The organism is Sphingobacterium sp. SGG-5 (genome assembly GCF_011043525.1).
Classification (GTDB): Bacteria; Bacteroidota; Bacteroidia; order Sphingobacteriales; family Sphingobacteriaceae; genus Sphingobacterium.
This window is the reverse complement of sequence record NZ_JAAKGO010000002.1, coordinates 337,794-351,242: the sequence shown is the minus strand read 5'-3', so window position 1 is coordinate 351,242 and position 13,449 is coordinate 337,794. Positions and strand designations below refer to the sequence as shown.

Genomic DNA, 13,449 nt, shown 5'->3' with positions numbered 1-13,449 from the left:
TTAACATCAACTTATAAAACTTACGGTTTGTCCGGAAAAAAATCCTTTTGCCATTGGCTTCGTCCACCTGTTTCGGCTAAAAACTTCATAGATTCCAAATGCGCAATGAGCTGTGCATCTAAAAGAGATTCGGGAGTATGGGCGGTAGGAATACCAGCAAGATTGGTGCCCTGAAAGCCGTGACTTGGCGTTTCGATCACCACACTTAATGCACCGCAGTGCAAATTAAGGGCTGTGCCGAGGTTATAGCGACTGTATTTCTGCGGTGGAGTAGATTCGACAGCGGCATCCGTTGATCCTTGCAGATTATGCTGTGTTAAGCTGGTTTTGATCTGTTTGTAAAGCTCTTCAAATATGGGTTGCACCTCTGGCTCTGCAAAAGGGCGGTGGATCTGCATAAAATAATTGTTCTTGGGTACACCTGTGTGCATATTGATGATCAAGTCCGGTTTTTCCCGAGCCGCTATGTCGAATAGCATTTTGGTTTCAGGTTGTGGTGAGCCAAAGAAATCATCATGCATGATATTGACCCCATTGTCATTTGGATAGCCCCCAGGGAAGCCAAAGTTTGCAAAATCCATAGGGATATATTTCTTCACATCGGGCCAGCCAATAATACTGCCGTCTTTCTTGCCGCCTGTATTCAGGTATTCATGTACGGTAAAAGATTCGGGCGAATCGACACCTTTGTCCGTTTCCATGCGGATGGGTATACGTGCTCTGCCGTCGGGGTTGACCAGGGGTATGAGCACAATGCGGTCTACCGAATCGAGCATGGCCGCTAGCTCAGGCCGTGCCTTTCCGCTCAGATCTTTGCCTGTTTCAAACACCTCGATCATGTTGATAATACCCATGATGCCCTCCAGCTCAAAGCCGTGTACCCCGCCCAGTCCCATATAGACGGTCTTATTGTTGTCCTTTCCCCGGTACGGGGCAATGTCGAAAACGCCTAAGGAACCCGAGAAAGTGGTTGTCTTTCCCTCTTCGGACCTTGCGGTGCCATAGGATACGGACATGATGGGCCTTCCCCCGGCCGACGTTCCGACGGTCTCCACCTTGCCTTTTTTTACACGGGTCTTGAGATAGGTATTGACTTCCTCCACCGTGGCCACCCAGAAATTAGGTATATCTTTCGCTTCGTCGAGATAGCCTTCGGGAATGGCATCGTAGGATATAGCGGCAGCGGGCTCTTTTTTCTCCGGTGCGGAGGTACATGCGGAGAAAAGCAGACCGGCCAGACCAAAGTAGCAGACGGATCGGGTAAAGGTATTGTTCAGTAGTTGTTTCATTTTTTATTTTTTATGTGAAAAAAGGTTTATCGTATCTTGAATATACTTTCCTGCGGTTCTACCTGTGAGGTGAACGCTTCGTTCCGTAGGGTGTTGCCACCTTTGGAGATGCGGATGTGTCCTCCGACGGTATCGTCATCGTTGAACAGGATCTCGTAGGATTTTCCCGCATAGTCAAATGCCACACCCTTTTTATGGTCTTTTTCCACGGCTTTTGAGGTAACCATACTCTTTAGCTTATCATCTCCAACCTGTATTATATGCAGGAACCTGTCTTTCAGGTTGGGGTTTTTAGGAGACACCTCGACCCGCCACTGTCCCAATAGTGGTTTTGTTGTGAGGTTTTTGTAACGCTCCGGACTGTTGGGACGGTAGTTCCAATCATCGGGTGTAAGAAGGGGCAACGGCCAGTTGCGCCCATCCGACCAGAACTGTTTGCCGGGACCGCCGATCTTGGTTGCTTGTGCTTCGGCAGGAAAGACTGTTCGGCAAAACAGGGTACCACCCTGCGATGTTTCGTAAAACTCGTTGTCCTTCACAAATACGGGCTCAGAGGCGGTATGCAACAGCCAGGTCTTCGGGTAATCGGCCGACTTGGAGACGACTTTGTCGAAAACCACGAATATATCCGGCTGGATAAACACAAACTGCCGAAGGATGGTCTGTGCTTTATCTTGATGATAGGATTTTGTCGCATCGGAAGCAATGTAGACATACTGCTTGTTCTGGCTATACCCGACTACTTTAGATCCGAGCAGTTCTCGTTGGCCGCCGTCATTGGGGATGGGCAGGGGTGTTTCGGAAGAAGCCGGGCCACCCCAATATTCAGGGAACTCCTCGCCGGGCATGCGGATCGTGATGCAGTTGTGTGCCACGGTGCGGCAGTAATAGTGAGTGAGGTGCTGACCCGGTTCGGGGCGTGTGCCCGAATCAAGGGCCCTAAAGCCATTGCGATAGATCACGAAATTGTTATTGTCGTAGTGTCGATGTTGGGTAAGGATACCTCCTGCAGAGAAAGACGCATAGGTGTCATTCGGACCAGAGCCTGAGCGCATGAAAATCTGTCCCATGTTTTCGAAGTGCATAGCAGAAGGCAAACCTGTCAGTTCTTCGCTAACCGGTGGGACATTTTTCTCATCGAGTGTATAATCCACCAGATACCGGGCAAAAGGAAATACATCCGAGGGATATTGTTTTACTTTTGCCCCTACCCAAAGTAATAGCGGGATGATGTTGGGGTGGTTTTTCCCATAGAAATGCCTCATCTGTGTCAGATGGGCATACATGTGGAGTAAAGGCAATTGGTTGGCAATATGATCTACATCTCCATAGCCCACATGGTGCTTTTTCGGCAACCAGTTCCATACCGTATAATACAGCAGATCCAACGGAGAGGTCCAGCGTTGGGAAATATCAACTCCCGTTGCTGACTTTACACTGTGGAAAAAATTGAACTCTGCCCAAGGATAGGCCTGGATATTGTATTCCATAACAGCTGTTGCGGCACCTCCGTCGTCACCGGCTACTTGCTTTCTGTAACGAAGCAGCCTCCAATGATCCTCGAATCCTTGTTTCAAGAGGGTAGAAGCCATCGGATCATTTATTCCTGTCTTATCAAAGACCAGGCCGGCATACCAAGCCAACACAGGGTTGCCATAAAAGCCAGATTTGTAATCACCCCGGTTTTCTCTTGGTGCAGATTTACGCCCATGGAGAAAGACCATTTTATCTATGGCCTCCAGCAGCGGTCTGCCTATTTCTCTGCGTTCGCGCTCGGTCAGACCGGCGTAAATCCAATCAAAGGCCGCCAGGGCGGAGATACGGGTATAGGCGCGCCAGTGGATGTTCAGATTTTGCTCGTTCCGTGCGGCATAATATTCGTTGAGCTTTATTAGGACTTTTTTTGTGTAATTGAAGTATTTCAGATCACCGGTAATCAGGTAGATCAGTGCTGCATCCGAAGCGATATACCCATATTCATGGTCTTTGCTTCGCGTGCCGTCGGTAATACTGAGATCGTTGAATACGATGTCTCGATTGATAATGTTGTCGATACGGTTTTTCATTGCATCGAAGTGCTCACGGTTTACTCCGACAGACTTCGCCTGTAAGTCTCGCAACATGCCCTCATTGATAAATACCCTTGGGTGATCTGGTCGGATTTTTTCCGATAGCTGTGCAAAAGCTTCGGCAATATCATCGTCTTGTTGCTGTGCTTTTAGTGTTATAGAAAAAGTGCACAATATAAAAAAGGTATAACCAAATAGAAAAAGTTTTCTATACATCATCATTTGTATTACGTGTTTACGGTTTATAAGCGAATATCAGACAAAAATAGAAGAATTATCTTTTAGTAATAGGGGGTAAAACGCCTTAATGTAAGGGGGGATTTAGCTCCGTGAGTTTTTTATGGCTTTGGGAGGCTATTTTCTTTTTTATCGTTATTTTTGCATATAAACAACGATACATGAAACTCACCTTAGGCTTTTCGCCCTGCCCGAACGATACTTTTATATTTGATGCGCTGATCCATCACAAGATCGACACACAAGGACTGGATTTTGAGGTTGAGTACCAGGATGTGGAAACGTTGAATCAAAAGGCTTTTCAGGGTGAATTGGATATTACTAAGCTTAGCTACCATGCTTTTGCTTATGTAATCGAGAAGTATGTTTTGCTGGATGCGGGGAGTGCGCTGGGTTTTGGTGTGGGACCTCTGTTGGTGACGAAAAATGAAGAACTGGCAGCACGATTGAGTCAATATACCGGCGCATTTCTTCCACAGGAGCTTCAAAACTTGAGAATCGGTATTCCCGGAAAATATACGACAGCCAATTTTTTGCTGAGTCTGGCCTATCCCTTGTTGCAAAATAAGCAAGAGCTGATTTTTTCGGAGATTGAGCAAGCCTTGCTACGCGGAGAGATTGGCCTGGGGTTGATCATCCATGAAAACCGATTTACGTATCAGGATAAAGGCTTGCATAAGGTTGTGGATCTGGGCGATTATTGGGAACAAACGACGCAACAGCCTATTCCCCTTGGAGGTATAGTCATTAAAAGGAGCCTGCCGATGGACGTTCAGCTTTTGGTTAATGACTTAATCCATCAGAGTGTAGAATATGCTTTTGCTAACCCCAAATCGGGTTTGGATTATATACGGTCACATGCACAGGAAATGGAGGAAGACGTCATGTATAAGCATATTGAATTGTATGTCAACCGCTACTCTTCGGATTTAGGGGCTGAAGGAAAAGAGGCTATTCACAGCATGTTTGACCGGGCTCGGGCGTTGGAGCTGATTCCCAAGTCGCTGGAAGGTCTCTTCTTAAGGTAGTCAGGCAGTTCTTCGAATAGTGCACCTACTCCGCCAAAAAATGCATGCACTTTTTTCAGGTGTGCGTGCACAATAGAAAAACTTACACGCAGTTTTCTAAAACATGCATCTACTTTTTTAGATTACGCCTGCAGAAAGGAAAACCTTGCAAGTAATCCTCCGAATATTGCATCTGTTCTGCTAAAAAAAGTATGTACTTTTTTCAAGTGCGTGTGCACTATAGAAAAACTTACAAGCAGTTTTCTAAAACATGCATCCTCTTTTTCAAATTATACCTGCATAATTATAAAACTAGCACGTGTTTTTTTGAAAAATGCATGCACTTTTCAAAAAAATGCATGCTAGTACTATTCCTGTTTCCATCCCCTTCAGAGGTCCAAAAACAAGGATAAAACCCTATTTAAGGCTATTTTTGAGCCTGTCAAAAGTCAGGTCAAGGGGGTAAATTTGAGCCAAACGCAATTTTCGCATACCCCCAAAATTGGCTCAAATTTACCCCCAATAAAGTCATTGTATTTTTGTATAGCGTATTTATCAGAAAATAGGATCTTGCCTATTATCCCAGAAACAGATGATAACAACGGATTGATCAATTACTTTATAAAGTAATGAGCAGTTCTGCGAAAATGTTTTTCCTTAAACGCTTCTAAGGAAATGGTTTCTCCCCCTTCAAGCTGATTGATACTCTTATCTATACTTTTTACGATATGTGTCGGCAACTTTAGAGTATGGGCCTCAAAAGGCACATTAAGAGCCTTCAATACAGCCTTGACCGTTTTAAATTGTTCTGCAGATTCAGGATGTATAGTGATGGCTTGCATAATGAGCTGCTTCTAATTGTTCTATACAAAGATAGGTGCTTTCCACGAATATATCAATTAGGTCATAACGTAAAAAAAATAACGCTAGTCTGTCAGATATCATTTCGAATAACTAAATTTGGCGGTTAGTGTCAAAATGTCTGTAATCCGATTTTGGATTCCGTTTTGTACAAGAGAGAAGAGATACAATTATATTATGTTAAAATTTTTAAGTAAGTTATTCGGTAGTAAGTCCGAACGTGACATCAAAGTTATACAACCTGTCGTCGAAAAAATCAAGGAAGAGTATAGCAAGCTGACGGAAATAAGTAATGACGAGCTACGCGCCAAAACCCGAGATTTCAAAAACCGCATACAAGAGTATTTAAAAGAAATTGATACAGAAATTGAAGCCTTGAAAGTAGAGGCTGAGGATGACAAAGTAGATATGTCGGCAAAGACAGCGGTCTACGAGAAAATCGATAAGCTAACCAAAGATCGCGACAAAAAATTGGAGGATGTATTGCGTGAGATACTGCCTGAAGCATTTGCCGTAGTGAAAGAAACAGCACGCCGATTTACGGAAAACAGTATTTTGGAAGTAACCGCCAGCGATTTTGATCGGGACTTAGCGGCAAAGCGACCTAACGTCACGGTTGAAGGGGACAAAGCACTATGGAGCAATACGTGGACGGCTGCGGGCACGGAAGTAACCTGGAATATGGTCCATTATGATGTGCAGTTGATCGGTGGTATCGTACTTCATGAAGGTAAAATTGCCGAGATGTCGACGGGTGAAGGTAAAACGTTGGTGGGAACATTACCGACTTACCTGAACGCCCTTTCTGGAAATGGTGTACATATCGTGACGGTCAATGACTACCTGGCCAAGCGTGACTCGGAGTGGAACGGCCCTATATTTGAGTTCCATGGCCTGAGTGTAGATTGTATAGATAAGCATCAGCCGAACTCGGCACAACGACGCAACGCTTACAAGTCAGATGTGGTATATGGTACGAACAATGAGTTCGGCTTTGACTACTTACGTGACAATATGACGCAGACACCGGATTCCATGGTCCAACGTAAGTTGCATTTTGCGATGATCGATGAGGTGGATTCGGTGCTGATCGATGATGCCCGTACACCCTTGATTATTTCGGGGCCTATCCCGAAAGGTGACGAGCATGAGTTTTACCAGTTGAAACCGCGGATCGAAAAGCTGGTCAACGCGCAGAAAGCGTATATCAACACGGTCTTCAACGAAGCGAAAAAGGCAATTGCTGCAGGTGATACCGATCCTGAAGGAGGCGGTTTAGCACTATTTCGTTCGTACCGTGGTCTGCCAAAAAATAAGGCGCTGATTAAGTTCTTAAGTGAAGGAAACCACCGCCAGATACTCCAAAAGGTGGAAAATTACTACATGCAAGAGCAAAACCGCCATATGCCGAAAGCGGATAAGGAATTGTTCTTCGTGATCGATGAAAAAAATAACCAGGTTGAGCTAAGTGAAAAAGGTATTGAGCTGATTACGGATTCTGGGGAAGATCCGAGCTTCTTCATTTTGCCGGATGTGGGCACTGAGATTGCAGATATCGAAAAATCCGATGCAACGCTGGAGGAAAAAGCAACCCAAAAGGAAGAGCTATTGCGTGACTATTCGATAAAAGCAGAGCGTATTCACTCGATCAACCAACTATTGAAAGCGTACACGTTGTTTGAGCGTGATGACCAATATATTGTAGATGAAGGTAAGGTCAAGATCGTCGACGAGCAGACGGGTCGTATTATGGACGGCCGTCGTTATTCGGATGGTCTCCACCAGGCGATCGAAGCGAAGGAAAACGTGAAGGTGGAAGATGCGACACAGACATACGCAACAATCACCTTGCAGAATTACTTCCGTATGTACCATAAGTTGGCCGGTATGACCGGTACAGCTTCTACGGAAGCAGGTGAGCTTTGGGAAATCTATAAATTGGATGTTGTCGAAATACCGACAAACAGACCAATTGCCCGGGATGATAGACAAGACTTGATCTACCGCACCGCGCGTGAGAAATACAATGCGGTAGCACAGGAAATTCAGAATTTGACGGAACAAGGGCGTCCGGTTTTGGTCGGTACGACATCTGTCGAAATATCGGAATTGCTGAGCCGTATGTTGAAGCTGAGAGGTATTAAACATAACGTATTGAACGCCAAACTCCACCAGAAGGAAGCGGATATTGTTGCTGAAGCGGGTCGTCCGGGACAGGTTACGATTGCGACGAATATGGCGGGTCGGGGTACGGATATTAAATTGACGGAAGAGGTTATTAAAGCAGGCGGTCTGGCGATTATCGGTACGGAACGTCATGAGTCACGTCGTGTAGACCGCCAGTTGCGCGGTCGTGCCGGCCGTCAGGGCGACCCGGGATCGTCACAATTTTTCGTTTCTCTGGAAGATCCGTTGATGCGTTTGTTTGCTTCCGAGCGTATTTCCAACATCATGGTCAAAATGGGTGTGGAAGAAGGCGAGGTCATGCAGCATAGTATGTTGACCAAATCCATCGAGCGTGCACAACGTAAGGTGGAGGAAAATAACTTCGGTATTCGTAAGCGCTTATTGGAATATGATGACGTGATGAACTCGCAACGTACCGTCATTTACACGAAGCGTAAGAATGCGTTGTTCGGTGAGCGTCTTGATGTGGACCTGAATAATACCATCTACGATGTCGTTGAAGATATCGTTGTCAGTGCAAAAGAAGGAGGTTCCTATGAGGAATTCCAGATTGAGTGTATTCGCATTTTTGCAGTAGATCCGGCTATCAGTACGGAGGAATATACATCCAGCAGTGTAGAAACATTGATCGACAAAGTATTCCATCAGGTCATTACACATTATGAAAATAAGGCGAAACATATCGCTGCGCAGACTTTACCGGTACTGACAAACGTACTTGCCGAGCGTGGAGATGTTATTGAGAATATTGTTGTACCTTTCACGGATGGTATCCGTGGCATACAGGTGGCGACAAACTTGAAGAAGGCTGTGGAGAGCGAAGGTGCTGAGGTGTTTAAGTCGTTCGAAAAGGGCATAGTTCTTGCGCTGATAGATGAGGCGTGGAAGGAGCATTTGCGGGAGATGGACGATCTGAAGCAATCGGTGCAGAATGCCGTATATGAGCAGAAAGATCCGATTATCATCTACAAAATGGAGGCTTTCGACCTGTTCAAGGCTATGTTAGCGAGTATGAATAAAGAGATTGTAAGCTTTTTGTTCAAGGGCGAAATCCCGGGACAGCAGCAGCAACCTCAGAATATACAAGAGGCACGTCCGATACCGGCGCAGCCGGCGAATGTGAAGGCATCAAAGCAAGATCTGAGCTCGCCTACAGGTGTATCAGATGAAGATTTTGATACCCGCAAACCGCAGGTTACACAACCCATTCGCAAGGAGCAAACCGTAGGACGGAATGATTTATGCCCTTGTGGATCTGGACAGAAATACAAAAATTGTCACGGTAAAAACGGATAATTGTCATAGAGGATGTGGTATAAAGGGTTGATTTTATGTTTCGCATGTATTGGTTTTTCGTGGGCTGCGAAAGGGCAGCAGACGGAAAGCGTGTCTGTGCATAAAGATACGCTGATATCCTTGTTACAGCATTTTCGGGCGGCGCATGAGATAAACCCCCCAGCGCCGCGCATGGTAAGTTTAGGTACTAAGCCAGTGGACAGGAGTAAGGCTACGCGGGTGAAGAAAAGAGGATTTCGGGTGCAGATCTATTCGGGCAACAACCGGAATGAAGCTTATGCGGTACAAAGTCGGTTTAAAAGTGAGTATGGAGATATAGACAGTTATGTCACGTACGACGAACCGAATTATCGGGTGAAAGTAGGCGATTTTACCGGCAGAGCTGCAGCGAACAACTTTATGCGGGAGTTACGTTCACAATACAGTAATGTATTTGTCTTCCAGGAAGATATTTGGGTTTGGGAGTAATTTTTGATCATGATTTCTGTTAAAGAACATATACAACAGTTAGCAAAGGATTATTTCGCAGAGACGGTAGAGATACGGCGCCATTTGCACCGTCATCCAGAGCTGTCTTTTGAGGAGTTTAATACATCCGCCTTTGTGAAAGAAAGACTCGATGAGTTGGGTATCCCTTATCAGGAAATAGCCGGTACAGGTGTTGTGGGGCTTATCCAAGGAGATAAACCTTCGGAGCAGGTGATTGCTTTGCGGGCCGACATGGATGCTTTGCCGATCACGGAGGTAGAAGGACGTCCGTATGGTTCGGAAAATGTCGGTGTCATGCATGCCTGTGGCCACGATGTGCATACGTCTTCGTTGTTGGGTGTAGCCCGTATTTTGCAGGAGATGAAATCCACATTCGGTGGCACCATCAAGCTGATTTTTCAGCCGGGAGAGGAAAAACTTCCGGGTGGGGCATCGCTAATGATCAAAGAAGGTGTTCTGAAAAATCCAGAGCCTCAAGCGGTATTAGGTCAACATGTCATGCCTTTTATCGAAGTCGGAAAAGTCGGATTTCGCTCGGGGCAATATATGGCATCCTCCGACGAACTGTATATGACGGTGAAAGGAAAAGGGGGGCATGGCGCTCAACCGCATAATAATATTGACCCTATTGCCATTACGGCTCAGATTATATCCGCGTTACAACAGATTGTCAGTCGGGCGGCAGATCCGCGTATACCTACGGTGTTGTCATGGGGCAAGATCGTGGGTAACGGTGCTACCAATGTTATTCCGGAGGAGGTTTACCTCGAGGGTACTTTTCGGACGTTCAACGAACAGTGGCGAGCGGAAGCACATGAAAAGATGAAAAAGATGGCTATCGGTATTGCGGAGGGCATGGGAGCTACCTGTGATTTTGAAGTACGCAAGGGATATCCATTCCTAACGAATGAACCGCAGCTAACGGCACGTGCACGTTCCTATGCGGAAGATTACCTGGGAAAGGAAAATGTGCTGGAGCTGGAACTTTGGCCTGCGGCGGAAGATTTTGCCTATTACTCGCAGGAAACCAATGCTTGTTTTTATAGGCTGGGGACCAGAAATAAAGCCAAAGGCATCACATCAGCTGTACATACGCCGACTTTTGATATTGATGAAGATGCCTTAGAACTGAGCATAGGGCTGATGTCTTATATTGCGATTCGGCAGTTGGAGGAGTAGTAATATGTCTTCCCATCATATCGTCAGAGAGAATCAGGAACCTGCCCTATTGGTTGTTTCTTCTCAAGCGATTCATGAAGAATGGATGGGTCAGCTGCTGGAATGGTCCCCCACCATATTGACTGATGTCGAAAACATGGATTATCTGTTGATGCATGGGATTAAGATCGATGTGGTTTTCGGTGATCCAGAAGCGGCTGCTGTGCAGGAAGCCATTAAGATAGAACCTTTACCCCGTGCTGTGGATCCTATCCATCAGGCATTACGTTATTTAATGGCACATGATTTCAGGGCCGTTAATATATTAACCAATAGCATACCTCAAGCAATAACTTCTTACGCGGATCGGATTAATATCGTTATGTTTTGTCAACACAGGAGATACGTCTTTGTTCGGCATTCTTTTGAAAAATGGAAGCCCCGTGGGGAAAAAATGTACATAGACGAATCGATAATTAAATCCTTCCAAGGGTTAAATTATGAGAAGAAAGGTGTTTTTAAAACTACTACCGATGGTTTTGTAACCTTGGAATTCAGTACCGATTCGTATGTGATGATTGGAGAAGATATCGCTTAAAGTCTTATTTCCACAACGTTTATAAGCCTTGTGTGTTCATAGTAGAGATGAACAACAAGGGTAAAAAAGTTTGTTTTAAATCGATTTGGATCGCACACCTGTTGGTTGCGGCTATAGGAATAATCGCAATAACGGTCTATGGACAACAGCAAGACTCTGTCGCCAGGCAGAATAAGGTTGCTACCGTATCCGACACCAATGACGTGCAGCATTGGCAAGCTGTTGTTGATCAATGGTCCAGTGAGCTTGACAGTGTGAAACGAAAGCTATCGTGGGATCGGGCCCCTACGGACACCGCTCATATAGATAGCATATTATTCTTCTTGAAGACAAAGAAAGAAGAAATAGGCACGTTACGGGCATCCATCCAGACAGCTAAAGTAAACCTGATAGCTTATTCAAAAAGACCCTTCCCGTTGGATACAGCAGGAATTTTAGACGTATCGATCAATGATTCGACACGGCTGCGGTTTGGCAAAATACAGGATACAATAGAACGCATCGAAAGTAGCTTAACCCTACTGATGGATGACATTGTATATCTTGAATCGTCGACATTGCGACAACGTGAAGAATTGGTGGTTGCGCAAGACACGAATGCTCAGGGGGCAACTATTCCCGTGCGTATGGGTAAAACGTTACGCAAAAATCTGGTCAAAGATGGGGCTATGGTGACTTATTTTGATTACCCCTCATGGAACAGCCGTATTTTTTTGATCTTGTGTAGCCTGCTCTATTTCTATTGGATGTATAGGTTGGGGCGAAAATCCCGTCATGAAGAGGAAGAGCTACGTTTACACAAAAACGAACCGTTGTGGATTCCATTGTTGAAATGCTGTATCTTTTTTCTGGTTCTTTTACCTTTTACTTCTCTTTCAGTGCCTGTCTGGGTATTGGAAGCGAGCTACTTTTTTATTTTCATTTTCCTTTATATCATTTTATATCCGGAATTGTCGCTTTTAAAACGCAAAGCGCTCGGTCTGATTTTTGTCTATTATGTGGCGCTAATACTTGCGAACCTACTTTTGTCAGAGATAGGATGGACGCGTGCGGTTGCGATAATTGTCAATATAGCAGGTATTGTGCTATTATGGATTATGGGGAGGCGAACAGACGTGGAAAATCCTGTCGGCTATATACCGCGGTATGCACGTTGGGCGCTCATGATATGTAATGTGCTATCCATTTTGTTAAATAGTACAGGATTCTTGGCTATGGCTCGGATGTGGAGTCTGGTAGGGGGTATCGGCCTGCTGCAGGCGATGTCGCTGCGTGCCTTTCGAGACATGCTGCTGCATGATCTTGAAAATCAATATGAGCGTGCCAGAGAGGATTCAATGATCAGGCGATTCGACATTAAACGTCTTTTAAACAGCTTTGATCGTCTGCTTTATGTTTGCTGCGCCGCCTTGATCATCTTCGTGTTACTGAATAACCTCCACCTGATGCGAGAGGCAATAATATGGGTGAACCGTATTTTGGATGCCGAGCATAAGATTGGGGGAATTTCATTTACTTACGGCAATTTGCTTGTCGCGGTCGTGGTGATCTGGTTCGCAAATTGGCTCCAAAGAAATCTGAAAAATCTGCTGTCAACCCCTTCCAGTAATGAGATGCAGGCACAGAAGATGACGCTCTTTCCTTTGTTCCGAATGCTCATTGTAATAATTGGTTTTCTGATCGCTGTCAGCGTGTTGGGATTGGGAATGGATAAGCTTACGGTCATCATCGGTGCACTCAGCGTGGGGATAGGCTTGGGATTACAGAACATCATCAACAATTTTGTGTCGGGTGTTATACTTGTTTTTGAGAAACCCTTCAAGATAGGTGACTATGTCGAGTTAGCGGATAAAAAAGGCCAAGTGATGCAGATCGGTATCCGCTCCAGTACCTTACTGACAGACCAAGGGGCACGTGTTATTATTCCGAACGGAGATCTTCTTTCGGGAAGGTTGGTCAACTGGACTTTCTCGGATGCAGATATCCGATTGAACATGCAGCTGACAGTTAATAATTTGGTGTCGATCGAGGAGTTTAAGGAATGGGTAAAAAGAAAGCTCTCTTCTTATGATGAAGTGGATCGGACAATTCCGCTCAAGGTATGGACAAAAGATATTACAACAGATGCCTATCAAATTTCAATTCAGGTAGGAATACGTCACGTACAGTATATCGAGCGCTTTCGGAGCCGGTTTTTGGAAGAGGTCAAACATGATTGGGAAAAAAAAGAGGTTAAGATTACATCCAGTTAAAAAAGT

The 13,449-nt window shown here is 45.2% G+C and carries 9 protein-coding genes; 6 read left to right on the top strand and 3 right to left on the bottom strand.

The genetic code is table 11. The annotated features are described in order from the left end of the window. Nucleotides 1–20: 20 nt before the first annotated feature. Together G5B30_RS03815 and G5B30_RS03810 are read right to left on the bottom strand one after the other, a co-directional pair. On the bottom strand, nucleotides 21–1,289 hold the full coding sequence (locus G5B30_RS03815) for a M14 family zinc carboxypeptidase (protein WP_165318630.1): 1,269 nt from the start codon (nucleotides 1,287–1,289) through the stop codon (nucleotides 21–23). A 26-nt stretch (nucleotides 1,290–1,315) separates the two neighbouring features. After that, a complete protein-coding gene (locus tag G5B30_RS03810; RefSeq protein ID WP_165318629.1) occupies nucleotides 1,316–3,580 on the bottom strand; it encodes a heparinase II/III family protein in 2,265 nt (754 codons plus the stop codon). 176 nt (nucleotides 3,581–3,756) lie between these two features. Here G5B30_RS03810 and G5B30_RS03805 point away from each other — a divergent pair, with 176 nt between their 5' ends. Next, nucleotides 3,757–4,623: a menaquinone biosynthesis family protein gene (locus G5B30_RS03805; RefSeq protein WP_165318628.1), complete on the top strand. Its 867-nt coding sequence runs from the start codon at nucleotides 3,757–3,759 to the stop codon at nucleotides 4,621–4,623. Between the two features lie 593 nt (nucleotides 4,624–5,216). Here G5B30_RS03805 and G5B30_RS03800 read toward each other — a convergent pair. After that, nucleotides 5,217–5,444, bottom strand: a complete 228-nt coding sequence (locus tag G5B30_RS03800; protein ID WP_165318627.1) for a DUF2683 family protein — start codon at nucleotides 5,442–5,444, stop codon at nucleotides 5,217–5,219. 196 nt (nucleotides 5,445–5,640) lie between these two features. On the opposite strand from G5B30_RS03800, the gene secA reads away from it, so the two are divergent. From secA to G5B30_RS03775, 5 genes are read left to right on the top strand one after another with little or no spacing between them, the layout of a single operon-like run. Further along, complete coding sequence (gene secA / locus G5B30_RS03795; protein ID WP_165318626.1) at nucleotides 5,641–8,946, top strand: preprotein translocase subunit SecA; 3,306 nt, start codon at nucleotides 5,641–5,643, stop codon at nucleotides 8,944–8,946. Nucleotides 8,947–8,958: 12 nt separating this feature from the next. Further along, the gene (locus tag G5B30_RS03790) at nucleotides 8,959–9,414 is read left to right on the top strand and encodes an SPOR domain-containing protein (RefSeq protein WP_165318625.1); all 456 of its coding nucleotides are present in this window, start codon (nucleotides 8,959–8,961) and stop codon (nucleotides 9,412–9,414) included. Nucleotides 9,415–9,423: 9 nt separating this feature from the next. Further along, nucleotides 9,424–10,614 carry a M20 family metallopeptidase gene (locus G5B30_RS03785; RefSeq protein WP_165318624.1) on the top strand — a complete coding sequence of 397 codons (1,191 nt, stop codon included), beginning with the start codon at nucleotides 9,424–9,426 and terminating at the stop codon, nucleotides 10,612–10,614. A 4-nt stretch (nucleotides 10,615–10,618) separates the two neighbouring features. Next, a complete protein-coding gene (locus tag G5B30_RS03780) occupies nucleotides 10,619–11,191 on the top strand; it encodes a thiamine diphosphokinase (protein WP_165318623.1) in 573 nt (190 codons plus the stop codon). A gap of 47 nt (nucleotides 11,192–11,238) precedes the next feature. After that, nucleotides 11,239–13,443, top strand: a complete 2,205-nt coding sequence (locus G5B30_RS03775; RefSeq protein ID WP_165318622.1) for a mechanosensitive ion channel family protein — start codon at nucleotides 11,239–11,241, stop codon at nucleotides 13,441–13,443. Nucleotides 13,444–13,449: the final 6 nt, after the last annotated feature.

Coding starts and splice junctions, on each gene's coding strand:
- G5B30_RS03785 (WP_165318624.1), top strand. CDS start 9,424: ATGATTTCTGTTAAAGAACATATACAACAGTTAGCAAAGGATTATTTC.
- G5B30_RS03790 (WP_165318625.1), top strand. CDS start 8,959: ATGTGGTATAAAGGGTTGATTTTATGTTTCGCATGTATTGGTTTTTCG.
- G5B30_RS03800 (WP_165318627.1), bottom strand. CDS start 5,444: ATGCAAGCCATCACTATACATCCTGAATCTGCAGAACAATTTAAAACG.
- secA (WP_165318626.1), top strand. CDS start 5,641: ATGTTAAAATTTTTAAGTAAGTTATTCGGTAGTAAGTCCGAACGTGAC.
- G5B30_RS03780 (WP_165318623.1), top strand. CDS start 10,619: ATGTCTTCCCATCATATCGTCAGAGAGAATCAGGAACCTGCCCTATTG.
- G5B30_RS03810 (WP_165318629.1), bottom strand. CDS start 3,580: ATGATGATGTATAGAAAACTTTTTCTATTTGGTTATACCTTTTTTATA.
- G5B30_RS03805 (WP_165318628.1), top strand. CDS start 3,757: ATGAAACTCACCTTAGGCTTTTCGCCCTGCCCGAACGATACTTTTATA.
- G5B30_RS03815 (WP_165318630.1), bottom strand. CDS start 1,289: ATGAAACAACTACTGAACAATACCTTTACCCGATCCGTCTGCTACTTT.
- G5B30_RS03775 (WP_165318622.1), top strand. CDS start 11,239: ATGAACAACAAGGGTAAAAAAGTTTGTTTTAAATCGATTTGGATCGCA.